This window comes from Streptomyces sp. NPDC046876 (assembly GCF_040645035.1).
Lineage (GTDB): Bacteria > Actinomycetota > Actinomycetes > Streptomycetales > Streptomycetaceae > Streptomyces.
This window is the reverse complement of record NZ_JBEYXK010000005.1, coordinates 71,669-94,481: the sequence shown is the minus strand read 5'-3', so window position 1 is coordinate 94,481 and position 22,813 is coordinate 71,669. Positions and strand designations below refer to the sequence as shown.

Sequence of the window (22,813 nt, the reverse complement as noted above, 5' to 3'; positions counted from 1 at the left end):
GTGGGAGCAGGCCACGCCCACAAGCTCTACCGGCACGGGCACTCGCCCGTCCACGCGCTGCCGCCGCACTGCAAGCTCGCCGCGGCCTTCGCGTTCGTCGTGGTCGTCGTGTCCACCCCGCGCGAGGCGGTGTGGGCCTTCGGCGTGTACGCCGTCCTCGTCGCGGCGGTCACGGCCCTCGCCCGGATCCCGGCGGGCCTCCTGCTGCGCCGACTGCTGATCGAGGTCCCGTTCGTCCTGTTCGCCGTGCTCATGCCGTTCGTGGCGCAGGGCGAGCGGACCGAGGTCCTCGGCATGTCGCTGAGCGTCTCCGGCCTCTGGGGCGCCTGGAACGTCCTCGCCAAGGGCACGCTCGGCGTCGCCGCCTCCGTCCTGCTCGCCTCGACCACCGAGCTGCGGGCGCTGTTGCTCGGGCTCCAGCGGCTGAAACTGCCGCCGCTGCTCGTCCAGATCGCCTCCTTCATGATCCGCTACGGCGACGTCATCACCGACGAGCTGCGCCGGATGTCCATCGCCCGGCGCTCGCGCGGCTTCGAGGCCCGAGGCATCCGGCACTGGGGCGTCCTGGCCAAGACCGCCGGGGCCCTGTTCATCCGCTCGTACGAGCGCGGCGAGCGGGTCCACCTCGCGATGGTCAGCCGCGGCTACACCGGCTCGATGCCGGTCATCGACGACATCGCGGCCACCCGCGCCCAGTGGGCGCAGTCGGCCGCACTCCCGGCGACGGCGCTCGCCGTCTGTCTGATCGGATGGATGCTGTGACCGCACCTGTCGACTCCCCTTCCCCTGCGCCTTCCCTGGAGGTCTCCGGCCTCGCCTACGCCTACCCGGACGGCCACCAGGCCCTCTTCGGCGTGGACCTGGCCGTCGGGCGCGGCGAGCGGGTGGCCCTGCTCGGGCCCAACGGCGCCGGCAAGACCACGCTGGTGCTGCACCTGAACGGCATCCTCGGCGGCGGCGTCGGCACCGTGGCGGTCGCCGGCCTGCCCGTGGAGAAGCGGAACCTCGCCGAGATCCGGCGCCGGGTCGGCATCGTCTTCCAGGACCCCGACGACCAGCTGTTCATGCCCACCGTCCGGGAGGACGTCGCCTTCGGCCCGGCCGCGGCCGGGCTGCGCGGCGCCGAGCTCGAGGAGCGGGTCGCCGAGGCCCTGGAACTGGTCGGGATGGCCGGCTTCGCCGACCGGCCCCCGCACCACCTGTCGTTCGGGCAGCGCCGGCGCGTGGCGGTCGCGACCGTCCTCGCCATGCGGCCGGAGATCCTCGTCCTCGACGAGCCCTCCTCCAACCTGGACCCGGCCTCGCGGCGCGAGCTCGCCGACATCCTGCGCTCGCTGGACGTGACCGTGCTGATGGTCACGCACGACCTGCCGTACGCACTGGAGCTGTGCCCGCGGTCGGTGGTGCTCAGCGAGGGCGTCATCGCGGCCGACGGGCGCACCCAGGACCTGCTGTGCGACGAGGAGCTGATGCGGGCCCACCGGCTGGAGCTGCCCTTCGGCTTCGACCCGCGCTCGGTGTCCGTGGCATAACCACGGGCCGGGCGTGGTTGCACCCCTCGTGAACATCCAGGGTCAGGTGGCGGAGGGCTTCGAGCCCGTCCGGGACGCCTTCGTGCGCAATTTCGAGGTACTCGGCGACCGGGGCGCGGCGGTGGCCGTGTACCGGGACGGCCGGCGGGTGGTGGACCTGTGGGCGGGCCCGCGGGACGTCGACGGCGGCGGGGACTCCCCGCCGTGGGCGGCCGACACGGCCCAGGTGGTCCGCTCGGCCACCAAGGGCGTGGCCGCCGTCGTACCGCTGCTGCTGCACCAGCGGGGGCTGCTGGACCTGGATGCGCCGGTGGCGGAGTACTGGCCGGAGTTCAAGACGGGCGGCAAGGAACGGGCCCTGGTGCGGGACCTGCTCGCGCACCGGGCGGGCGTGCCGGCGCTGGACGTGCCGCTGACCCTGGCCGAGGCGGTGGACGGGCTGTCGGGGGCGCGGGCGGTCGCCGGGCAGCAGGCGTTCTGGGAGCCGGGCACCGCGCACGGCTACCACGCGCAGACCTTCAGCTGGCTGCTGTCGGAGCTGGTGCTGCGGGTCACCGGTGCCTCGCTGGGGCAGTGGCTCGCGCAGGAGGTCACCGGGCCGCGGGGGCTGGACTTCTGGATCGGGCTGCCGCAGGCCGTGGCGGACGCGGGCCGCGTGGGCCGGGTCGGGCCGGTGGAGGCGCCGGAGCCGGCCGCCGGGCTGCGGACGCGGCCCCGCAGAAACGTTTCGGAGGCCTGGGCGGATCCGGAGTCGCTGACCCGGCGCGCCTTTGCCGCGATCAGCCCGCTCGCCGACGAGAACGACCCGGAGTTCCGGGCCGCCGAACTCCCGGCCTCGGCCGGCATCGGCACCGCCCGGGGCCTGGCCGGCCTGTACGCGGCGCTGCTCGGCGACACCGAGGACGGGGCCCGGCTGTTCACGGCCGAGACCGCCGCCCTGGCGGGTACCGAGCTGTCGGCCGGGCCGGACCGGGTGCTGGTCGTCCACACCCGCTTCGGGCCGGGATACATGCTGCACAGCCCGGCCTCGCCGCTGCTGTCCCCGGCGTCCTTCGGGCACCCGGGGCGGGGCGGTTCCCTGGCCTTCGCGGACCCGGAGGCGGGGGTCGGCTTCGGCTACGTCACCAACGCCCACGCCAAGTCGGTCACCGCCGACCCGCGGGCCCAGTCGCTGGTCCGCGCCCTGCGCACCTGCCTTTGAGGGAGCGGGGGGAGGGGGAGCCGCGGGCCGAAGCCGTGCCCGCGCGGGGCTGCCCGGCGGGCCCGTTCCCCTACCCGCCCTTCCCCCGTTCCCCGGACTCCGCCCGGCCCCCGCGCCTCAAACGCCGGCGCGGCTCAAAGACTGGGGCTCCGCCCCGGCCCCCGCGCCTCAAACGCCGGCGGGGCTGGATAGTGCCGGCGGGGGCTGGAGGTCGGGGCTCTGCCCCGGGCCCCGTGCCTCAAGCGCCGGCGGGGCTGGAAGGTCGGGGCTCCGCCTAGGACCTCGCGCCTCAAGCGCTGGCGCGGCTCAAAGATCGGGGCTCCGCCTAGGACCTCGCGCCTCAAACGCCGGCGAGGCTGGATGGTGCCGGCGGGGCTGGATGGGGTCGGCGGCGATGGATGGTGTCGGCGGGCTGGAATCGGCGCGCAGCGGCACAATCCAGCCCGCGCGGCGTTTGAGCGCACCGGGCGCGGAGCGCCCGGGTCTTTCAGCCCTGCCGGCGTTTGAGGCGCGGGGGTGCGGGGGCGGCTCCCCCGGAAGCGGCGCCGCATCGGGCAGCGGACGTTCCGTCGGGTCGGGCCTGCGGGAACCGGAGCGGTACCGCGCGCCGGCGGGGCTGCACATCCAGCCCCGCCGGCGTTTGAGGCGCTGCGGGCGGCCGCAGCCTAGCCCGGGTGCGGCCCCGTGAGGCGGGTGGCGCCGGGGGACGGGGACGTGGCCGTGCGGGTGGTGCGGCAGGTGCCCGAGGCTTCCAGGGCGGCGGCCACCTTGGCGGCGGCCTCCTCGTCGCGGACCAGGAACGCCGTCGTCGGGCCGGAGCCGGAGACGAGTCCGGCGAGGGCGCCCGCCCCGGTGCCCGCGGCCAGCGTCGCCGCCAGCTGCGGCCGCAGCGACAGGGCGGCCGGCTGGAGGTCGTTGGCCAGGGCGGCGGCCAGCGCGTCCGGGTCGCCCGCCGCGAGGGCGGCCAGCAGGGCCGGCGAGGCCTCGGGGGCCGGGACGTCCCGCCCCTCGGCCAGCCGGTCGAACTCGCGGAACACGGCCGGCGTGGACAGCCCGCCGTCGGCGACCGCGAACACCCAGTGGAAGGTGCCGGCGTCGACGGGGGTCAGCAGCTCGCCGCGCCCCGTGCCGAGCGCCGCCCCGCCGAGCAGGCTGAACGGCACGTCGCTGCCGAGCTCCGCGCAGATGTCCAAGAGGTCCTGCACAGGGCTGTTCAGGCCCCACAGGAGGTCGCAGGCCAGCAGCGCCCCGGCCCCGTCCGCGCTGCCGCCGGCCATCCCGCCGGCGACGGGGATCTTCTTCGCGATGTGGATGTGGACCGCGTCGGACAGGCCGTGCCGGGCCGCCAGGGTCTGCGCCGCCCGGGCGGCCAGGTTCGTACGGTCCAGCGGGACTTGGTCCGCGTCGGGCCCGGTGCAGGTCACCGTCAGTTCGTCGGCCGGGGTGACGGTCACCTCGTCGTACAGCGACACGGCGAGGAACACGTTGGCCAGGTCGTGGAAGCCGTCGGGCCGGGCCGCACCCACCGCCAGCTGCACGTTCACCTTCGCGGGGACGCGTACGGTCACACCGCCCGTGCGCACGCCCGCGCTCACAGCGCCGGCCTTTCCGCGGCCGGCTTGTGCTCGGCGATCGCGGCGAACTCCTCCACCGTCAGGGACTCGCCGCGCGCCTGCGGCGAGATGCCGGCGGCGACGAGCGCCGCCTCGGCGCCGGCCGCGGACCCGGCCCAGCCGGCCAGCGCGGCGCGCAGCGTCTTGCGCCGCTGTGCGAAGGCCGCGTCGACGACGGCGAAGACCTCGGACTTGGAGGCGGTGGTCTTGATCGGCTCGGTGCGGCGGACCAGGGAGACCAGGCCCGAGTCGACGTTCGGGGCGGGCCAGAAGACGTTGCGCCCGATGGCACCGGCCCGCTTCACGTCCGCGTACCAGTTCGCCTTGACCGACGGCACCCCGTACACCTTGTTGCCGGGCCTGGCGGCCAGCCGGTCGGCGACCTCGGCCTGCACCATCACGAGCGTGCGCTCGATGCTCGGGAAGCGGTCGAGCATCGTCAGCAGCACCGGCACGGCCACGTTGTACGGGAGGTTCGCGACCAGCGCGGTCGGCGCCGGGCCCGGCAGCTCCTCCACGAGCATCGCGTCGGAGTGCACCAGCGCGAAGCGGTCCTTGCGCTCCGGCATCCGCGCCTCGATGGTGGCGGGCAGGGCCGCGGCGAGGACGTCGTCGATCTCGACGGCGGTGACCCGGTCGGCGGCCTCCAGCAGCGCGAGCGTCAGCGAGCCGAGCCCCGGCCCGACCTCGACGACCACGTCGTCGGGCCGGACCTCGGCGGTGCGCACGATGCGGCGCACGGTGTTGGCGTCGATGACGAAGTTCTGGCCCTTCTGCTTCGTCGGGCGCACGCCGAGGGCCGCGGCCAGTTCGCGGATGTCGGCCGCGCCGAGGAGGGCGTCGGGGTTTTTGTCGGGCTGCTGCTCTGCGGTGCTCACCGGTAAAGCCTACGGCCGCAGTGCGGCCACGGACTCGCCCCCCGCTGCACGTAGAGCTTCTTCGCCCGGAACGTCTGCTCCGCGCCGGTTGCGTCCTGCGGGCGGCCGCTGCCGCCGAGGGCCTGCCAGGTGCGTACGTCGAACTGGTAGAGGCCGCCGTACGTCCCGGACGCGTCGGTGGCGTGGGCCCGGCCACCGGACTCGCACTGGGCGAGCGCCGCCCAGTCCAGGCCGTCGGCGCCGGCGACGGAGGCCGGCAGCGGCTTGGTGCCGACCCTGACGAGCTGGGTGACGGGTTCGCGGACGACGTCCTCCGCGACCCGGCGGGGCTTCTGCCGGACGCCGTTGACGGTGCGCAGGGCGTACACGACGCGGCGGGCGCCGGGCCGGCCGGGCCGCTCGACGACCTCGGTCCCGGCGAACAGGGTGTCGTCCTCGACGCGCTCGGTGGCGTACGGGATGCGCTCCTCGCGGACCTCGCGGGTGCCGCTGATGCGCAGGACGGTGACGGTCTGTCCGTCGCGCGGGAAGGAGTCGGGCGGGACGGAGGTGGTGTCCTCGCCCTGGAGGGTCAGGCCGGCCTGGCCGAGGGCCTCCTGCACGGTGGCGGCGTTGGTGCGGATGGTGGTCTCGCCGCCGTCGGCCATGAAGGTGACGCTGCGCTCGGTGCGGACGGCGAGGTCGAGGCCGCTGCGGGGGACGGGCGCGGTGCGCAGCGCGGACAGGTAGGCGCCTTCGACGCGGATGCCGAACTGGCGCAGGGCGCCCTCGACGGTGCGGGCGGTGGTCCACACCTGGCGGCTCTGCCCGTCGAGGGTGAGGCGCAGGGGGCGGCCGTAGCGGACGACGACCTCGTCCCCGTCGTCGAGGGCGGCGCCGCGGGCGGGCGCGACGAGGTCGTGGGCGCCGACGCCGAGGCCTTCGGCGGCGAGGAGTTCGCCGACGTCGCCGGCGAAGGTGTGCAGGGTCCGGGACTCGCCGTCCACGGTGAGGCGTACGGATTTGTCGGCGGCGACGAAGGCGGTGGTGCCGCCGGCGAGGAACGCGACGACGAGGGCCTGCGGGACGAGCCGCCGCCAGTGGTCGCGCCCTTGGCCTCCGGCGGGGGCGGGGGCCCCGGCGGTGCGGCGCCGACGCCCGGTGCCGGGCAGCGGGCCGGGGGCGGTCAGGGTGTCCGGGCCGCCGCCGGGGCCCGCGGAGGCTGCGCGGGCGGCCGGCACTGCGGCCGTCGCCGCGGCGGCGGCGCCTGCTGCGCCCGGTCCCGGTCCCGTCCCGGCGGGGCCCGCCGGATCCGGGACCGGGCGGCGCCGACGGCCCGGGCCCGCCGCCTCGCCCCCGTACGGTTCCTCCCGCGGCGCAGCCCGCCCCCGGCGCCCGGCCGCCTCGGCCTCGTGGGCCTCCTCGCGGGGCGCGGTACGGCCCCGGGCCGCCCGCCGTCCCGCCGCCCCGTCTTCCGGCGGCTCCTGCTGCGGGCCGCCGCTTCGCCGCCGCCCCGCGGTCTCACCTCCGGGCAGGCCGTCCTGCCGGCCGGTTCGGCCCCGCCGCCCGGGGGCCTCGGCCTCGGGGGCCTCCGCGCCGGGCGCAGTACGGCCCCGGGCCCGCCGGCCCGCGGCCTCGGCCCCGGTGTGCTCCTCCTGGGAGCCGGTGCGTGACCGGGCCCGCCGGCCGGGGCCCGCGCCCGGGTCGGGTGCGGCCGCGGGCTCGGCTGCGCGGCGCCGGCGGCCCGCCCGCCGCTCCCCGGGCGCGCGGGGGGCGGGCACACCGGGCTCCGCACCGCCCTCCGCCCCGGCGGTCGACGGGCCGGCGGTGTGGCCCGCTGCGGCGGCGAGGGGGTCCGGGAGCAGGCCCGTACTCCCGCCGGCCTCCGCGTACGCACAGGGGTACGGGCCCGCGGTCGGCCCGAGGTCCGCGGTCGGCCCCGAGTCCGCTGCCCCGTCCCGCGCGGGCGGCCCGAAGCCCGGGTACGGGTCGGCGGCCGCCCCGGCGGGCGGCGGGCCCGGCGCGTGGGCCGGGTACGGCTCCGCCGCCGCCCCGGGTCCCGCGGCCACCCCGGCGTAATCCGGGTAGGGCTCCGGCGCCGGGCCCGCGGGCGCGGCTTCGTACCCGGCCGGCGGCCAGGAGGGCAGGCGGGGGTCGGGGTCGGCCCCGTAGGGCCCGGGGTAAGGACTCTCGCTCACGACGCTCGCTCCACTGCTCCGGGCCCGGCTTCGGTTCGGGCACGGCACCCTAGCGGAGGCTCCGTCACTCACCAAAGCCGGGCCGTCACCCAGCGTGTCGGACGCGGGCGCGGGCGGGCACCCCGGATCAGTAGTCGAAGGCCCGCGCCGTGTTCGCCGCCAGGGCGGTGGCCATCGCGTCCTCGTCGATCCCGCGGACCGCGGCCATGGCCCGTACCGTCAGCGGAATGAGGTACGGCGCGTTCGGCCGTCCGCGGTACGGCGCAGGGGTGAGGTACGGGGCGTCGGTCTCGACGAGGACCAGCTCCAGCGGGGCGACGGCGAGGGCGTCGCGCAGCGGCTGGGCGTTCTTGAAGGTGACGGTCCCGGCGAAGGAGAGGTAGTAGCCGGCGGCGGCGCACTCGCGGGCCATGTCGGCGTCCCCGGAGTAGCAGTGGAACACCGTCCGCTCGGGCGCGCCCTCCTCGCGCAGGATGCGCAGGACGTCGGCGTGGGCGTCGCGGTCGTGGATGACGAGTGCCTTGCCCTGCCGCTTGGCGATCTCGATGTGGGCGCGGAAGGAACGCTCCTGCGCCGCCATCCCCTCGGGCCCGGTGCGGAAGTGGTCGAGGCCGGTCTCGCCGACGGCCTTGACGTGGCCGAGGGCGGCGAGCGCCTCGATCTCGGCGAGCGCGTCGTCGAGCGCGGCCTGGCCGCCGCCGGCCCGGGCGCCCTGCCGGGACCAGCCGTCGGGGTCCCCGTGGACGATGCGGGGGGCCTCGTTCGGGTGGAGGGCCACCGCCGCGTGGACGTTGTCGTACGCGGCGGCGGTCTCGGCGGCCCAGCGGGACCCCTTCACGTCGCAGCCCACCTGGACGACGGTGGTCACGCCGACCGAGGCGGCCTTGGCCAGGCCCTCCTCGACGGTGCCGGACTGCATGTCCAGGTGGGTGTGCGAGTCGGCCACCGCCACCCGGAGGGGTTCGGGCAGCGGCGGCGGGGTGTCCCGGTCGTTCCGGTCTTTCCGGTCGTTCCGGGGGGCCTTCGAGGGAGCGCTCATACGGCCGATCTTATGACCGGCGCAGCCACCGCAGCAGGCGTGCGAGCGGACCCCTGCGCTCCTCCTCCGCGTCCACGGGGACGGGTCCGGGGGCGTCGTGCAGCGGGGTCCTGCGCTGCCTGGGCGTCCGCGGCTCGTTCGCCCCGGCCGGTACGGGGCCGGCGATCCCGGGGGCGATGCGGTGGTGGTAGAGCTTGTCGATCATGCCCAGTACCGAGGAGACCTGGCCCTCGCGCATGATCCGCACCACGTGCCCGCCGCAGTTGTGGCAGGTCGGGTTCGACAGCGGCGACGGCACGCGCTCGCCGCCGGCCTTGTACATGATGAAGGGCTGGCCCTTGCCGTCGATGTGGTGCTCGATCTCGTAGCCCTGCTCCCAGGAGTACCCGCACTTCATGCACGCGAAGGAGTAGGCCTCGTGCACGATCTCCACCCCGGGTGTGGTGGTGACGGCGGGTACTGCGGAAGCGGGGACGGGTGCCGAGGTGTCTGCGATCTCACTCATGCCAGCTCCTCTTGTTCCACTGGTGCCATTGCCAGTGGACGCCTCTGCGGGCAGGAGCGCATCAGGCCCTGTCTACTGTTGGACGGTCTTTGGGCGACTCATTCCCAAAGCAGCCGGTGCGCGGTCTGAGCTTTGCTTTTCAGGTTAGCTCTTTACCGTCTTACAGCATCTTTTCAGCCGCATTCTTTGCCGCCACCACGGCGTCGAACACCTCCCGCTTGGGTACTCCGGCCTCGGCCGCGACCGCCGCAATGGCTTCTTTTCGACGCTCCCCGGCCTCCTCGCGCACCCGCACCCGGCGCACCAGTTCCTCGGCGTCCACATCGCCGGGCGCCGCGGCCGGGGCACCCTCCACCACGATGGTGATCTCGCCGCGCACGCCCTCGGCGGCCCAGGCCGCCAGCTCTCCGAGCCCGCCGCGCCTGACCTCCTCGTAGGTCTTGGTCAGCTCGCGGCAGACGGCCGCCCGCCGGTCGGGGCCGAACACCTCGGCCATCGCGGCGAGGGTGTCGTCGAGGCGGTGCGGGGCCTCGAAGTAGACGAGCGTGCGCCGCTCGGCCGCGACCTCGCGCAGCCGGCCGAGGCGCTCGCCGGCCTTGCGCGGCAGGAAGCCCTCGAAGCAGAACCGGTCGACGGGCAGCCCGGACAGGGCCAGCGCGGTCAGCACCGCGGAGGGCCCCGGCACGGCGGTCACCTTGATGTCCTGCTCGACGGCGGCGGCCACGAGCCGGTAGCCGGGGTCGGAGACGGACGGCATGCCGGCGTCGGTGACGAGCAGGACGCGCTTGCCGTCACGCAGCGCCTCGACCAGCTCCGGGGTGCGGGCCGATTCGTTGCCCTCGAAGTACGACACCACGCGCCCGGTGGTGTGCACGCCGAGCCCCTGGGTCAGCCGGCGCAGCCGCCGGGTGTCCTCGGCCGCGACGACGTCGGCCCGCTCCAACTCGGCGGCGAGCCGGGGCGGGGCGTCGGCGAGGTCGCCGATCGGGGTGCCGGCGAGCACGAGGACGCCTGCGGAAGCGGCGGAGCCGGAGGAGCCGAAAGAGGCAGAGGGGGCGGAGTGGGCGGAGGGGGCGGGCTGGTCAGTCGTCACCCGTCCATCCTCTCAGCCGTCCCGCCGCCGCGTCCCCGGGCGGTCCGCAGCACGTGGGCGGGCGGTGGGGTCCGACGCCGAGCCCCGACGCGGAGCCCCGGCGCCCGGTTCGGCGCCGGGGCAGGCGCTGGGGTTCGCACAGCTGCGTTCCCTACGATGACCCGGTGACCAGTACCGCGACGCCGCCGCCCAGCCCCGCGGGGGCCCCGCCCGCACCGTTCGCGGGGCGCGAAGAAGAGCCGTCCACCTGGCTGCGCCGCCTGCGCGGCTTCGGCTACGCGCCGCCCGCCGGCGCCCGGCGGCCCGACGTCCGCGCCCGCCTGGTGCCCCCGTACGCCCGCCCCTCCGCGCAGTTGTGGACGGCGCTCGGCATCCCCGCCTCCGCGGCCGGGACCTGGCAGCGCGTCATGGCCTGGGCGGGGCCGGTAGCGGTGGCGCTGGTGGCCGGGGTGCTGCGGTTCGTGCACCTGGGCAGCCCGAAGGCCGTGATATTCGACGAGACGTACTACGCCAAGGACGCCTGGGCCACCATCCGCCAGGGCTACGAGGCGAGTTGGCCGAAGGACATCGACAAGGCGATCCTCGCCAACCCGGACGGCGTCGCGCTCCCCGCCGACCCCGGGTACGTGGTGCACCCGCCGGTCGGCAAGTGGGTCATCGGGCTCGGCGAGTGGATGTTCGGCTTCGACCCGTTCGGCTGGCGGTTCATGACGGCCGTGCTCGGCACGCTGTCGGTGCTGATGCTGTGCCGGATCGGGCGCCGCCTGCTGCGCTCCACCTTTCTGGGCTGCCTGGCGGGCGCGCTGCTCGCGGTGGACGGCCTGCACCTGGTGATGAGCCGCACCGCCCTGCTCGACCTGGTGCTGATGTTCTTCGTGCTGGCCGCCTTCGGCTCGCTGCTGATCGACCGGGACCGGGCGCGGGCACGGCTCGCGGCGGCCCTGCCCGTGGACGCCGAGGGGCGGACCCGCCCGGACGCGGTGATCGCCGAGACGCTGCGGCTGGGCTGGCGCCCGTACCGGATCCTGGCGGGCGTCTGCCTGGGCCTGGCCTTCGGCACGAAGTGGAACGGCGCCATCGCGCTGGCCTTCTTCGGCGTGCTGACGGTGCTGTGGGACGCGGCCGCGCGGCGCACCGCGGGCGCGGGCGCCCCGTACGCGGCGATGCTGCGCCGGGACGCGCTGCCCGGCTTCGTCTCGACGGTTCCGGTGGCGATCGCGGTCTACCTGGCCTCCTGGACGGGCTGGATCCTGAGCCCGGACGACGGCCGGGGCGGGTACTTCCGCGACTGGGCCGCCAAGCAGGACCGGGGCAGCTCGCTGTCGTTCCTGCCGGAGTGGCTGCGCAGCCTGTGGCACTACGAGACCGAGGTCTACAAGTTCCACGTCGGCCTGACCTCCGGGCACACGTACGAGTCGAACCCGTGGAGCTGGCTGGTCCTTGGCCGGCCCGTCTCCTACTTCTACGAGTCCCCCGAGCCCGGCACGGACGGCTGCCCGGCGACCGCGGCCGGCAAGTGCGCCCGAGAGGTGCTGGCGCTGGGCACGCCGCTGCTGTGGTGGGCGGGCTGCTTCGCGCTGCTGTACGTGCTGTGGCGGTGGTTCTTCCGCCGCGACTGGCGGGCGGGTGCGATCGCGTGCGCCCTGGGCGCGGGCCTGCTGCCCTGGTTCAACTACCAGGAGCGGACCATCTTCTACTTCTACGCGGTGGTGTTCGTCCCGTACCTGTGCCTGGCGGTGGCGATGATGATCGGCGCACTGCTGGGCCCGGCGGGCTCCTCGGAGCGCAGACGCGCGCTCGGCGCGATCGCGGCGGGCGTGCTGGTGCTGCTGATCATCTGGAACTTCATCTACTTCTGGCCGATCTACACGGGCCAGACGATCCCGATGGACTCCTGGCGCGGCCGCATGTGGCTGGACAGCTGGGTGTAGCGGGCGAGGCGACGGGCCCGGCGTGCGCAGGCGCGCCGGGCCCGTCGGCGTACTGGTCCGAATGGCCTGCAGCCCGGGCGCGGCGGATGCCCCGTCCCTATGGTCGAAAACGGTGGAAAGGGGCCCGCGCTCCGAGCGGTTGCCCTTCTGCCTCCCCTCCATCCGCCGGGCAGGTCCGGCCTGCCCGCCTCGAGCAGAGGACGAAGACCATGAGCGACCAGTACGGTGCGAACGACCGGTACGGCATGGACGACCGGTACGGCGCGAGCGCGATGGCCGACGAAAACGTGGCCAAGGACGTCGAGTACACGGGCAGATACCTGGTCCTGCTCGATCAGGACGATCCCAAAGCAGGGCTCGATGCGTTGCGGTCCCGGGCCGGAGTGTCGGTGGCCGAACATGTCCGGGCCGGAGACTCCGCCGGCCCCGCGCTCGAACAGGGCGGCACCGTGGTGCTCGACGCCCTGGGCGTGGCCATCGTGGAGGCCGTCCAGGGCGACCAGCGGCTGGCCCTGGAAGCCACCGTCGCCTCGACCCGGGCCCTGGTCGGCGCGGAGCCGGAGCGGGTGCTGCACGCCTACAAGGAGGAGACGGCGGCCCACCCGGTCGAGTACTTCGAGGGCTATCTGCACGGCGTGGCCGACCTCGTCGAGCGCGTACGCGGGAACGGTCAGGCCGGCCCGGTACGGGCGCGGGCCGCGGCCGGTCCGCTGTGGAGCGAGGCGCAGGCGACCTGGGGGCTGCAGGCGGTCCTGGCCACCGAGACGGCCCTCACGGGCAGGGGCGTCGGGGTCGCGATCCTGGACACCGGCATCGACGCGGCCCACCCGGACCTGGCGGGCCGGGTGAAGGCGTCGGCGTCCTTCGTCCCGGGACAGGCGGTCGACGACGGCCACGGGCACGGCACCCACTGCGCCGGGACCGCCTGCGGCCCCAGGAACCCGAGCAGCGGGCCGCGCTACGGCGTCGCGTGCGAGGCCGACATCTACGCCGGCAAGGTGCTGAGCAACCAGGGCCGCGGAAGCGACGGCATGATCCTCGACGGCATCAACTGGGCCCTGGCCCAGGAGGGGGTCCGGGTCATCTCGATGTCGCTGGGCGGGGCGGTGGCGCTCGGCGCCGGCTTCTCCCGCATCTACGAGCGCGCCGCCCGCCGCTGCCTGAACAACGGCAAGGTGATCGTCGCGGCCGCGGGGAACGAGAGCCTCCGCCCGCTGGACCTCCAGCCGGTGGGAACGCCCGCGAACTGCCCGTCGATCCTCGCGGTGGCCGCGGTCGCACCGGACTTCACCATCGCCCCGTTCTCGTGCGCCGGCCTCAACCCGGTCGGCGGCGAGGTCGACGTGGCCGGGCCGGGCGTCGGCGTGCTGTCCACCTGGCCGAACGGCGGATACCGCCGCCTGAACGGCACCAGCATGGCCACGCCCCACGTCGCCGGGGTCACCGCGCTGCTCTGGGAGCAGAACCCGAACGCGACCGCCGCGCAGATCGTGACGCTGTTGCGCTCGGGGGCCAAGCACCTCGGCCTGCCGGTGTCGGATGCCGGTCGGGGACTGGTGCAGGCACCCTAGGGGTAGGAGAATGGCGAACCTTTCTGGAGGGCGACATGGGGCATGTGACCGGCGATGCGCGCACCGTGAGCGATGAGACCCCCCGTGTCAGGGTCGTCGTCGCGCTCGACCCGGACCGTTTCGACGAGGCGGTCGGGGCCGCCCGGCGTGCCGGAATGATCGTCGAGTCCGAGCAGCGGGGCATCGGCACCGCCGTGGGCACCGTCCCCGAGGGGGCGCTGGCCGCCCTGAGCGCGGCCGATGGCGTCGAGGAAGTGGAGCGGGAGCGCGGCTACGAGCTGCCGGATCCCGAGTCCCCCGTGCAGTAGTCGCTTTTCGGTCATTCGGCAGACCGTTTCGCCCGCTCACGCGCGCCTCTGTCCGAGAACAGCGTGTGCATTACATGCGGACGGCGCGTAAGGTCCGCTCCAGGAGATCTTTGAACGCGTTCAGAGATCGGGGGGATCCTGGGGAGGGTCTGTACGTGAACGGGGCAGCCAAGGGCGCCATCGTCGGCGGGGTGTTCCTCGCGATGGTCGGCGGGGCCGGGTACGGGGTGTACGCGCTGGTCGACGACGCCGGCAGCGGGCACGGCGGCCGCACGGGCGCCGACGGCACCACCGTGAAGACCGCCAAGGGCAGCGGGCCGGTCACCGACGAGGAGGCCGCCCGCACCGCCAAGGCCTTCCTCGCGGCCTGGGCCGCCGGCCACGACCGCGAGGCCGCCGAGCTCACCAACAACACCCAGGCCGCACAGAGCGCCGTGGCCGACTACCGGGCCGCGGCGCACGTCTCGAAGGCCGTGATCACGCCGGGCACCCCGACGGGGACGACCGTTCCGTTCACGGTGACCGCCGAGATCACGTACGAGGGGGTGACCAAGCCCCTCGCGTACAGCTCCCAGCTCACCGTCGTACGCGGCGTGACCAGCGGGAAGGCGCTGGTCGACTGGCAGCCGTCGGTGATCCACCCGCAGCTCGGCAAGGACGAGAAGCTGCGCGCGGGCGCGCCCGCCGCCCCGCCGGTGAAGGCCGTCGACCGCAACGGGGAGGAGCTCACCGCCGAGAAGTACCCCTCGCTCGGGCCGGTCCTCGACCAGCTCCGCCAGACGTACGGCGCCAAGGCGGGCGGCAAGGGCGGCGCCGAGCTGTGGATCGAGCCGGCCGTGACGAGCGGCCCCAGGCGGACGCTGCTGACCCTGGCGGAGGGCGAGCCGAGCACGCTGAAGACCACCTTGGACGCGAAGGTCCAGGCCGCCGCCGAGAAGGCCGTCGCCCGCTACCCCGAGGCCTCGGTGGTCGCGGTCAAGCCGAGCAACGGGCACATCCTGGCCGTCGCCAACCACCGCAAGGACGGTTTCAATGCGGCCATGGAGGGCGCTCGCGCCCCCGGCTCCACCATGAAGATCGTGACGGCGGCGATGCTGATCGACCGCGGCCGGGCGTCGGCCGACCAGCCGGCGCAGTGCACGAAGGAGGCCTCCTGGGGCGGGCGCTCCTTCCACAACCTCAACCACTTCGACCTGCCCGGGAACGCGCCGTTCGCCACGGCCTTCGCCCGCTCCTGCAACACCGCCTTCATCAAGCGGATCGACGACGTGAACGACGACGCGGCCCTGTCGAAGGAGGCCCGGGAGGTCTTCGGGATCGGGCTGGACTGGAAGACCGGCATCCGGTCCGCCGACGGCAAGGTGCCCGAGGCCGCGGGCGCGGGGGCGGCCGCCGAGTACATCGGGCAGGGCCAGATCACGATGAACCCGCTGAACGTGGCCTCGATCACGGCCACGGCCCGCACCGGCGTCTTCCGGCAGCCGGTGCTGGTCCCCGCGGACCTCGACGGGCGGCCGCTCGCACAGGCGGCGCGCCCGATGAAGCCGGCGGTGGCGCAGCAGCTGGTCCGGATGATGCGGCAGACGGCCGCGAACGGAACGGCGGCGGAGGTGATGAGCGGGGTGCGCGGCTCCGACAAGGGTGCGAAGACCGGCTCGGCCGAGGTCGACGGCGCCGGCAGCCCCGACAGCTGGTTCACCGGGTACAGCGGCGACGTGGCCGCGGCCGCCATGGTCGAAGCGGGCGGCCACGGCGGCGACGCGGCGGGCCCGATCGTGGCGGCGGTCCTCAACTCCTGACCGGCCGCGCCGCCCCCGCACCCCCGCGCCTCACACGCCGGCCAAGCCGGGCAGGGGTCCGGGCAGAGCCCGGGGAACGGCGGAAGGGCGGGCAGGGGACGGCCCCGCAGGGCGGCCCGGCCCCGCCCCCGGGGGCCCGTACCCAGGCCGGAGTGAGTACGTGCGCTCTGTTGGCGCGCCGCCGGGGGCGGGAGGGTGCAGCCATGGGGAACAACGTCAGGGCGATGGCCGCGGCCACGCCCGCCACGCGCGACCGCTACGTCGACCTGCTGCGCGTCGCCTCGCTCGGGACCGTCGTGCTCGGGCACTGGCTGATGGCCGCCGTCAGTGGCGACGGGATAGGGAACCTGCTCGCGGTCGTACCCGGGCTGCAGGTGCTGACCTGGGGGCTGCAGGTCATGCCCGTGTTCTTCTTCGTCGGCGGGTTCTCCCACGCCCTGTCCTACCGGTCACTGGAGCGCAAGGGCGGCGGCGCCCCCGTGTACGCCGCGTTCCTGCGCGGCCGGCTGCGGCGGCTGCTGCGGCCCACGCTCGTGTTCGTGCTCGTGTGGACCGCGGGGGCGCTCGCCCTGCAGGCCGCCGGCCGGGGCGACGGGCGGCTCACCGCGGCCGCCCTGCGGATGGTCACCCAGCCCCTGTGGTTCATCGGGATCTACCTCGCCATGGTGGCCTTCACCCCGCCGCTGCTCAGGCTGCACCGCCGCCTCGGCTGGGCCGCGTTCGCGCTGCTCGCGGGGGCGGCCGCCGCCGTCGACGCCCTCCGGTTCGGGCTCGGCGTGCCCTACGTCGAGTTCCTGGACTTCGCCTTCGTCTGGCTCGCCGTGCACCAGCTCGGCTTCCTCCGCGCCGACGGCCGGATCCGCAGGCCCGCCCTCCTCGCCGCCGCCGGGCTCACCGGCGCGGTGGCCCTCGTCGCGTACGGCCCGTACCCGCTGTCCATGGTCGGTATGCCCGGCGAGAAGGTGTCCAACATGGCCCCGCCGACCCTCGCCCTGCTCTGCCACGGCATGTGGCTCGTCGGCGCCGTGCAGCTGCTCGCCGGCCCCGCCCGCCGCCTCCTGGCCCGGCCGCGCGTGTGGCGGGGCGTCGTCGCCGCCAACGGCATCGCCATGACCGCCTTCCTCTGGCACCTGACCGCCATGCTCGCCGTGTACGCCGCCCAGCTCGCCCTCGGGCTCCGGCTGCCCGAGCCGGCCTCCGCCGCCTGGTGGGCCCAGGTGCCCGTACGGCTGCTCCTCGCGGCCGTGCTCACCGCGCTGCTCGTCGCGCTGTTCCGCCGCTTCGAGGCCCCGTCTCCGCTGCCGGCCCCCGCCGCCCCCGGCTCCGGGCCCCGCGCCGCCGCCGGGACCACGCTCTGCCTGCTGGGCGTCCTCGGCCTGTCCATGACCGGCCTCGGCGGCCTGTTCGACGGCCACACCGCCACCCTCGTCGCACTGCCCGTCACCGCGCCCGCCGCGATCGCGATGGCACTCGGCGGCTGGTGGTTGGTGGAACGATCCGGCTCGGCGCGGAGCGTTAGGCTGAGGGGCTGATCCCCACCCTTTCCCTGGAGCGCGTCTGATGGCCGTCAATCTGGTCAATGTCGAGGCAGTCAGCAAGGTGTACGGAACCCGTGCCCTGCTCGACGGCATCTCCCTCGGCGTGTCCGAGGGGGACCGGATCGGTGTCGTCGGCCGCAACGGCGACGGCAAGACCACCCTCATCAGGATCCTCGCCCGCCTGGAGGAGCCCGACTCCGGCCGGGTCACCCAGAGCGGCGGCCTGCGCATGGGCATCCTGACCCAGCACGACTCCCTCGACCCGGCCGCCACGATCCGCCACGAGATCATCCGCGACATGGCCGACCACGAGTGGGCCGGCAACGCCAAGATCCGCGACGTCCTGACCGGCCTGTTCGGCGGCCTCGACCTGCCCGGGTTCACCCTCGGCCTGGACACCGTGATCGGCCCGCTCTCCGGTGGGGAGCGCCGCCGCATCGCGCTCGCCAAGCTGCTCATCGAGGACCAGGACCTGATCGTCCTCGACGAGCCCACCAACCACCTCGACGTCGAGGGCATCTCCTGGCTGGCCCGCCACCTCCAGGAGCGCCGCTCCGCGCTGGTCTGCGTCACCCACGACCGCTGGTTCCTCGACCAGGTCTGCACCCGCATGTGGGACGTCCAGCGCGGCTCGGTCTACGAGTACGAGGGCGGCTACAGCGACTACGTCTTCGCCCGCGCCGAACGGGAGCGGATCGCCGCCACCGAGGAGGCCAAGCGCCAGAACCTGATGCGCAAGGAGCTGGCCTGGCTGCGCCGCGGCGCGCCCGCCCGCACCTCCAAGCCCCGCTTCCGCATCGAGGCCGCCAACGCCCTCATCGCGGACGTGCCGGAGCCGCGCGACACCTCCGAGCTGATGCGCTTCGCCAACGCCCGCCTCGGCAAGACCGTCTTCGACCTCGAGGACGTCACCGTCCAGGCCGGCCCCAAGACGCTGCTCAAGCACCTCACCTGGCACCTGGGCCCCGGTGACCGCATCGGCCTCGTCGGTGTCAACGGCGCCGGCAAGACCTCCCTGCTGCGGGCCCTCGCCGAGGCCGCCCGCACCCAGGGCGACGTCCAGCCCGCCGCCGGCACCGTCACCGTCGGCAAGACGGTCAGGCTGGCGTACCTCTCCCAGGAGGTCGGCGAACTCGACCCGTCCCTGCGGGTCCTGGAGGCCGTGCAGCGCGTACGCGACCGGGTCGACCTCGGCAAGGGCCGCGAGATGACGGCCGGCCAGCTGTGCGAGCAGTTCGGCTTCACCAAGGAGAAGCAGTGGACGCCCGTCGGCGACCTCTCCGGCGGTGAGCGCCGCCGCCTGCAGATCCTGCGGCTGCTGATGGACGAGCCCAACGTCCTGTTCCTCGACGAGCCCACCAACGACCTCGACATCGAGACCCTCACCCAGCTCGAGGACCTCCTCGACGGCTGGCCCGGCTCGATGATCGTGATCTCCCACGACCGGTTCTTCATCGAGCGCACCACCGACACGGTGATGGCGCTGCTCGGCGACGCGGCACTGCGGATGCTGCCGCGCGGCCTCGACGAGTACCTCGAGCGCCGCCAGAGGATGATCGAGGCGGCCGCGCCCGCGCCCGCCCCCGCCCCGGCCAAGTCGGCGTCGGCGGGCGACCAGCGCGCCGCGAAGAAGGAGCTGGCGAAGATCGAGCGCCAGCTCAACAAGATGGCCGACCGCGAGACGAACCTGCACGCCCAGATCGCCGAGAACGCCACCGACTTCGAGAAGGTGGCCAAGCTCGACGCGGAGCTGCGCGAACTCATCTCGGGCCGCGACGAGTTGGAGATGCGCTGGCTGGAGCTGGCCGAGGAGGCCTAGGATCCGCCCGCGCCGCGGGCGGCCAACTGGCCTGATAACGGCGCTGTCACGGGCCGGTCCGCCCTTGGGAACAGGGGTGCGACCGGCCCGTTGCGCGTCCGCCGGCAGTGATAGAAAGGTGATCCCCCCGACCGCCCGCACGCCGAAGGTACGCGCTGATGACCGAGCCGCCCCAGCCGCCGAACCAGCCGCCCGCACCTTCCGGTTACGGCCACCTGCCCGGCCCGCCGCAGCCCGGTTACGGCATGCCCCCGCAGGGCCCCAACCCCTACGCCCAGGCGCCGACGCAGCCCATGGGGCAGGTGGGGTACGGGTATCCGCCGCCGCCCGGGACCGCGCCCGGCGCTCCGCACGGCCAGGGCGCGCCGCCGAAGCGGAAGACGGCCGCCATCGTGGCGGCCGCCGTCGCCGGCGCGCTCGTGCTCGGCGCCGGCGCCTGGTTCGCGTTCGGCTCCGGCGGCTCCGACGGGCCCGGCAAGCCCGCCGCGCAGAGCTCCGCGCCCGCCGACGGCAAGCCCTCCGCCTCCCCCGACAAGGGCGACGGCAGCGGCAACGGCGCGAAGGACTCCGAGGACCTCAACGCCGGCCGCAAGCAGGGCGAGGACAAGGTCCTGTGGCTGAAGACCGCCAAGATCGACGGCCCCGGCGCGGGCGTCGACTCCGCGGGCCAGTGGATCGTCGGCGACACCGTCGTCAAGAGCACGGGGAAGAGCCTCACCGCCTACGCGGCCGCCGACGGCAAGCAGCAGTGGGCCCTGTCCTTCCCCGCCCCGATCTGCTCCGTCACCCGCCAGACCACCGCCGACGCCAAGACCGTCGTCATGTACAAGGACGGCGAGTCCGACACCGCCACCTGCAACCAGATGCGGCTGGTCGACCTCAAGGCGGGCAAGGAGGGCTGGTCCAAGGAGGTCCCCAAGGAGGGCCTCTTCGACATCATGACCAGCCCCACCCTCGGCATCACCGGCGACACCGTCGCCGTCAGCCGCAGCGGCACCGCCAGCGCCTTCAAGGTCAGCACCGGCGACAAGCTGTTCGGCAGCGCGAACGCCGAGGGCTGCAAGCCCGACGCCTACGTCGCCCACAACGGCAGGATGATCTCCATCAACACCTGCTACGACGAGGACCTCAGCTCCGAGGTCTCCGACGCCGACCCGGTCACCGGCAAGCGGACCTGGACCTTCAAGCTCCCCGCCACGTACAAGGTGAGCGGCGTCTACTCGCTCGACCCCGTCGTCCTCGACGTCGGCAACCAGGAGAAGAAGGAGCGCTCCATCGTGGTCCTCGGACCCGACGGCAAGCAGCGCGCCACCGTCAGCGGCGACGGCAGCTTCGCCACCGAGTGCACCAACGGCCTCTTCCGGTCCGTCGAGGTCTGCGAGTCCACCGTCGTCGACGGCGGCACCCTCTACATGCCGACCGTCGCGGAGTCCGGCAAGGCCAACGAGATCGTCGCCTTCGATCTGGCCACCGGCAAGGCCAAGTGGCGCACCCCGGCCGGTGAGGGCCGCACCCTGACCCCGATCAAGGCCGAGAACGGGCAGCTGATCGCCTACCGCAAGGGCGCGGCCGGGCAGGGCGGCGAGGTCGTGGCCTACCCCGCCGCCGGCGGCGAGCCCACCGCGCTCCTGCGCAACCCGTCGGGCGTCTCCTCTCCGATCGAGAGCACCTTCTACGAGCCGAAGATCGACTACGTGGGCGGCCGCCTCTACATCTCCGCCTCCCGCCTGTTCGCCAGGGGCACGGACGAGAAGCTCCTGATGGTCTTCGGCAAGTGAACGAGCCCACCGAGCCGCCCACCGAGAGGCAGTAGCAACCGATGAGTACCCCGCCGCCCCCCCACCAGCCGCCCGCCGGCGGCTTCGGAGCGCCGCAGGATCCCCCGCCGGGCGGATTCGGCGCGCCGCCCCCGCCGCCGGCGCCGCCCGCCGCCCCGCAGCAGCCGCCGACCGCCCCGCAGCAGCCGCCCGTACCGCCGGCCGCCCCGCAGCAGCCCCCGACCGCCCCGCAGCAGCCGCCCGTACCGCCGGCCGCGCCGACCGCGCCCGCCGGGCCCGCGGTCCCGCAGCAGGCGCAGCCCGCGTACGGCTACCCCCAGCCGCAGGGCTACGGCTACCCGCAGCAGGGCGCCCCGGGCCCGTACGGCGCGCCCACCGCCCCGATGCAGGCCGCCCAGCCCCTGCCGGCCCCGCCCGCGGGCGGCGCCGGCGGCAGCAGCCAGAAGAAGACCCAGCTGATGATCATCGGTGCGGCCGCGCTCGCGGTCGTCCTGATCGTCGCCGGCGGCCTCTGGTACGCCTCGGGCGACGGCGGCGGTGGCGGCAGCGAGCCGGAGGCCAAGGGCGGCAGCACGGGCGCGAGCAGCCCCGCCGCCGGCGCCGGCTCCGAGAAGGTGCCCGCCAGCACCAAGGCCAAGCCGCTGTACAACCAGCCGAGCCCGGCGCCCGACGACATCGTCTCCGTCCCCGGCTCCTGGCTGACCGACTCGGTCTACGCCAAGTCCGACATCGGCAAGGTCGTCGGCTACAACCTCGTCGACGGCGGCAAGAAGTGGGAGCTGCCCTTCCCCGGCGAGATCTGCGGCGCGGCCAAGCACGTCAGCGACAACAAGACCGCGGTGCTGTTCCGGGCGGCGGCGCCGACCCCCGAGAACAAGTACCCCCAGTGCACCGAGGTCGGCGTCATCGACCTGAACGCCGGCAAGCTCCTGTGGCAGGGCAACGCCAAGGGCACCGCCACCGGCGACAAGCCCGCCGACCTCGAAGAGGTCACCCTCAGCGGCCAGACCGTCGCCGCCGCGGGCCTGCGCGGCGGCGCCGCCTGGAACCTCGCCGACGGCAAGCCCCTGTGGGCCCCGAAGCTCGACGCCGACAACTGCCACGACGAGGGCTACGCCGGCGGCGAGGCCCTCGCCGTCATCCGCAAGTGCGGATCCATCGGCAACCAGAGCGTCCTCGCACAGAGCCTCGACCCGAAGACCGGCGCGGTCACCGCCTCGTACAAGCTCTCCGAGGGCATCGAGGACGCCTCGATCATCTCCACCAAGCCGCTGGTCGTCGCCGCCGACGTCGGCAAGACCGCCAAGAACGCCACCGGCATCAGCGACCTGTTCGTCATCGACGCCAAGGGCGAGCTGAAGGCGCGCATCTCGACTGCCTCCGGCAACCTCGGCGGCAAGTGCAGCATCACCTACGTGGAGAAGTGCACCAACATCGTCGTCGGCAACGGCAAGGTGTACGTGCCCTCCATCGAGCACCAGGGCGCCGACCCCAGCTACCCCGGCCGCACCAACGAGCTGCTCTCCTTCGACCTGGAGACCGGAAAGCAGACCAACGTCAAGGCCGACGCGGGCGAGCGCTACACCATCTTCCCGCTGCGCATGGACGGGCCCAACGTCATCGCCTACAAGGTGCCCCCGTACGACAAGGGCGGCCAGGTCGTCTCCATCGACGGCACGACGATGAAGGAGACCCTGCTGATGCAGAACCCGGCGGAGAAGGCCAGCCGCGCCATCGAGACGGCCTACTCGCCGGAGTACTCCGAGATCCGCTACCACAACGGCAAGCTCTTCATGGCGCGCACGAACGTCAGGAAGCCCTACTCGCCGGGCGAGCAGGAGTACCTCTTCGCCTCCTGGACCGCCGGCTGAGCCCGAGCGGATCCGCGGCCGCCCCCGGCCGTCCCCCGGCCGTCCCACGGTCACCGGAGCCCCCGGAAGGTCCGCCTTCCGGGGGCTTCTGCGCGGTATCCGCCGCGCACCGTCGAACAAGCGTGTAGCTTGCCGGGGCAGAAGGGTCGGGGGTGGGAGC

Annotated in this window: 17 protein-coding genes; 11 read left to right on the top strand and 6 right to left on the bottom strand. The window is 74.4% G+C overall.

Going from position 1 to position 22,813, the window contains the following annotated elements; genetic code table 11:
- The 3 genes from cbiQ to ABZ924_RS05110 are packed head-to-tail and all read left to right on the top strand — an operon-like array spanning position 1 to position 2,733.
- The gene (cbiQ, locus tag ABZ924_RS05120) at positions 1–762 is read left to right on the top strand and encodes a cobalt ECF transporter T component CbiQ (protein WP_361904251.1); all 762 of its coding nucleotides are present in this window, start codon (positions 1–3) and stop codon (positions 760–762) included.
- Positions 750–1,532 carry an ABC transporter ATP-binding protein gene (locus ABZ924_RS05115; RefSeq protein WP_361904248.1) on the top strand — a complete coding sequence of 261 codons (783 nt, stop codon included), beginning with the start codon at positions 750–752 and terminating at the stop codon, positions 1,530–1,532. The genes cbiQ and ABZ924_RS05115 overlap by 13 nt, the downstream gene beginning before the upstream one ends.
- A 28-nt stretch (positions 1,533–1,560) precedes the next feature.
- A complete protein-coding gene (locus tag ABZ924_RS05110) occupies positions 1,561–2,733 on the top strand; it encodes a serine hydrolase domain-containing protein (protein ID WP_361904246.1) in 1,173 nt (390 codons plus the stop codon).
- Between the two features lie 665 nt (positions 2,734–3,398).
- On the opposite strand, the gene ABZ924_RS05105 is transcribed toward ABZ924_RS05110, so the two are convergent.
- From ABZ924_RS05105 to rsmI, 6 genes are all read right to left on the bottom strand, one after another.
- Positions 3,399–4,328 (bottom strand): 4-(cytidine 5'-diphospho)-2-C-methyl-D-erythritol kinase, encoded by a 930-nt coding sequence (locus ABZ924_RS05105; RefSeq protein WP_361904243.1) that lies wholly within the window; start codon positions 4,326–4,328, stop codon positions 3,399–3,401.
- Positions 4,325–5,224: a 16S rRNA (adenine(1518)-N(6)/adenine(1519)-N(6))-dimethyltransferase RsmA gene (gene rsmA, locus ABZ924_RS05100; protein WP_361904240.1), complete on the bottom strand. Its 900-nt coding sequence runs from the start codon at positions 5,222–5,224 to the stop codon at positions 4,325–4,327. The genes ABZ924_RS05105 and rsmA overlap by 4 nt, the downstream gene beginning before the upstream one ends.
- Positions 5,221–6,444 (bottom strand): ubiquitin-like domain-containing protein, encoded by a 1,224-nt coding sequence (locus ABZ924_RS05095; protein ID WP_361904550.1) that lies wholly within the window; start codon positions 6,442–6,444, stop codon positions 5,221–5,223. Before ABZ924_RS05095 ends, rsmA begins: the two co-directional genes overlap by 4 nt.
- Before the next feature lie 1,084 nt (positions 6,445–7,528).
- A complete protein-coding gene (locus ABZ924_RS05090) occupies positions 7,529–8,440 on the bottom strand; it encodes a TatD family hydrolase (protein ID WP_361904237.1) in 912 nt (303 codons plus the stop codon).
- Between the two features lie 10 nt (positions 8,441–8,450).
- Positions 8,451–8,945, bottom strand: a complete 495-nt coding sequence (locus tag ABZ924_RS05085; RefSeq protein WP_361904235.1) for a hypothetical protein — start codon at positions 8,943–8,945, stop codon at positions 8,451–8,453.
- A 160-nt stretch (positions 8,946–9,105) separates the two neighbouring features.
- Positions 9,106–9,948, bottom strand: a complete 843-nt coding sequence (gene rsmI / locus ABZ924_RS05080; protein ID WP_361904547.1) for a 16S rRNA (cytidine(1402)-2'-O)-methyltransferase — start codon at positions 9,946–9,948, stop codon at positions 9,106–9,108.
- A 341-nt stretch (positions 9,949–10,289) separates the two neighbouring features.
- Between rsmI and ABZ924_RS05075 the strand changes: the two genes are divergently transcribed.
- The 8 genes from ABZ924_RS05075 to ABZ924_RS05040 all read left to right on the top strand — a co-directional run bounded on the left by ABZ924_RS05075 (position 10,290) and on the right by ABZ924_RS05040 (position 22,653).
- The gene (locus ABZ924_RS05075) at positions 10,290–11,969 is read left to right on the top strand and encodes a phospholipid carrier-dependent glycosyltransferase (RefSeq protein WP_361904544.1); all 1,680 of its coding nucleotides are present in this window, start codon (positions 10,290–10,292) and stop codon (positions 11,967–11,969) included.
- A 209-nt stretch (positions 11,970–12,178) separates the two neighbouring features.
- Positions 12,179–13,540 (top strand): S8 family serine peptidase, encoded by a 1,362-nt coding sequence (locus ABZ924_RS05070; RefSeq protein ID WP_361904232.1) that lies wholly within the window; start codon positions 12,179–12,181, stop codon positions 13,538–13,540.
- A 35-nt stretch (positions 13,541–13,575) separates the two neighbouring features.
- Positions 13,576–13,848 carry a hypothetical protein gene (locus ABZ924_RS05065; RefSeq protein WP_361904229.1) on the top strand — a complete coding sequence of 91 codons (273 nt, stop codon included), beginning with the start codon at positions 13,576–13,578 and terminating at the stop codon, positions 13,846–13,848.
- A 155-nt stretch (positions 13,849–14,003) separates the two neighbouring features.
- Positions 14,004–15,647 (top strand): penicillin-binding transpeptidase domain-containing protein, encoded by a 1,644-nt coding sequence (locus ABZ924_RS05060; protein WP_361904226.1) that lies wholly within the window; start codon positions 14,004–14,006, stop codon positions 15,645–15,647.
- A 203-nt stretch (positions 15,648–15,850) separates the two neighbouring features.
- The gene (locus ABZ924_RS05055; protein WP_361904223.1) at positions 15,851–17,179 is read left to right on the top strand and encodes an acyltransferase; all 1,329 of its coding nucleotides are present in this window, start codon (positions 15,851–15,853) and stop codon (positions 17,177–17,179) included.
- A 28-nt stretch (positions 17,180–17,207) separates the two neighbouring features.
- Positions 17,208–19,004, top strand: a complete 1,797-nt coding sequence (locus ABZ924_RS05050) for an ABC-F family ATP-binding cassette domain-containing protein (protein ID WP_361904222.1) — start codon at positions 17,208–17,210, stop codon at positions 19,002–19,004.
- A gap of 158 nt (positions 19,005–19,162) precedes the next feature.
- Positions 19,163–20,782 (top strand): PQQ-binding-like beta-propeller repeat protein, encoded by a 1,620-nt coding sequence (locus ABZ924_RS05045; protein ID WP_361904219.1) that lies wholly within the window; start codon positions 19,163–19,165, stop codon positions 20,780–20,782.
- Positions 20,783–20,823: 41 nt separating this feature from the next.
- Positions 20,824–22,653, top strand: coding sequence for a PQQ-binding-like beta-propeller repeat protein (locus tag ABZ924_RS05040; RefSeq protein WP_361904217.1), 1,830 nt, complete (start codon positions 20,824–20,826; stop codon positions 22,651–22,653).
- The last annotated feature ends 160 nt before the right edge of the window (positions 22,654–22,813 follow it).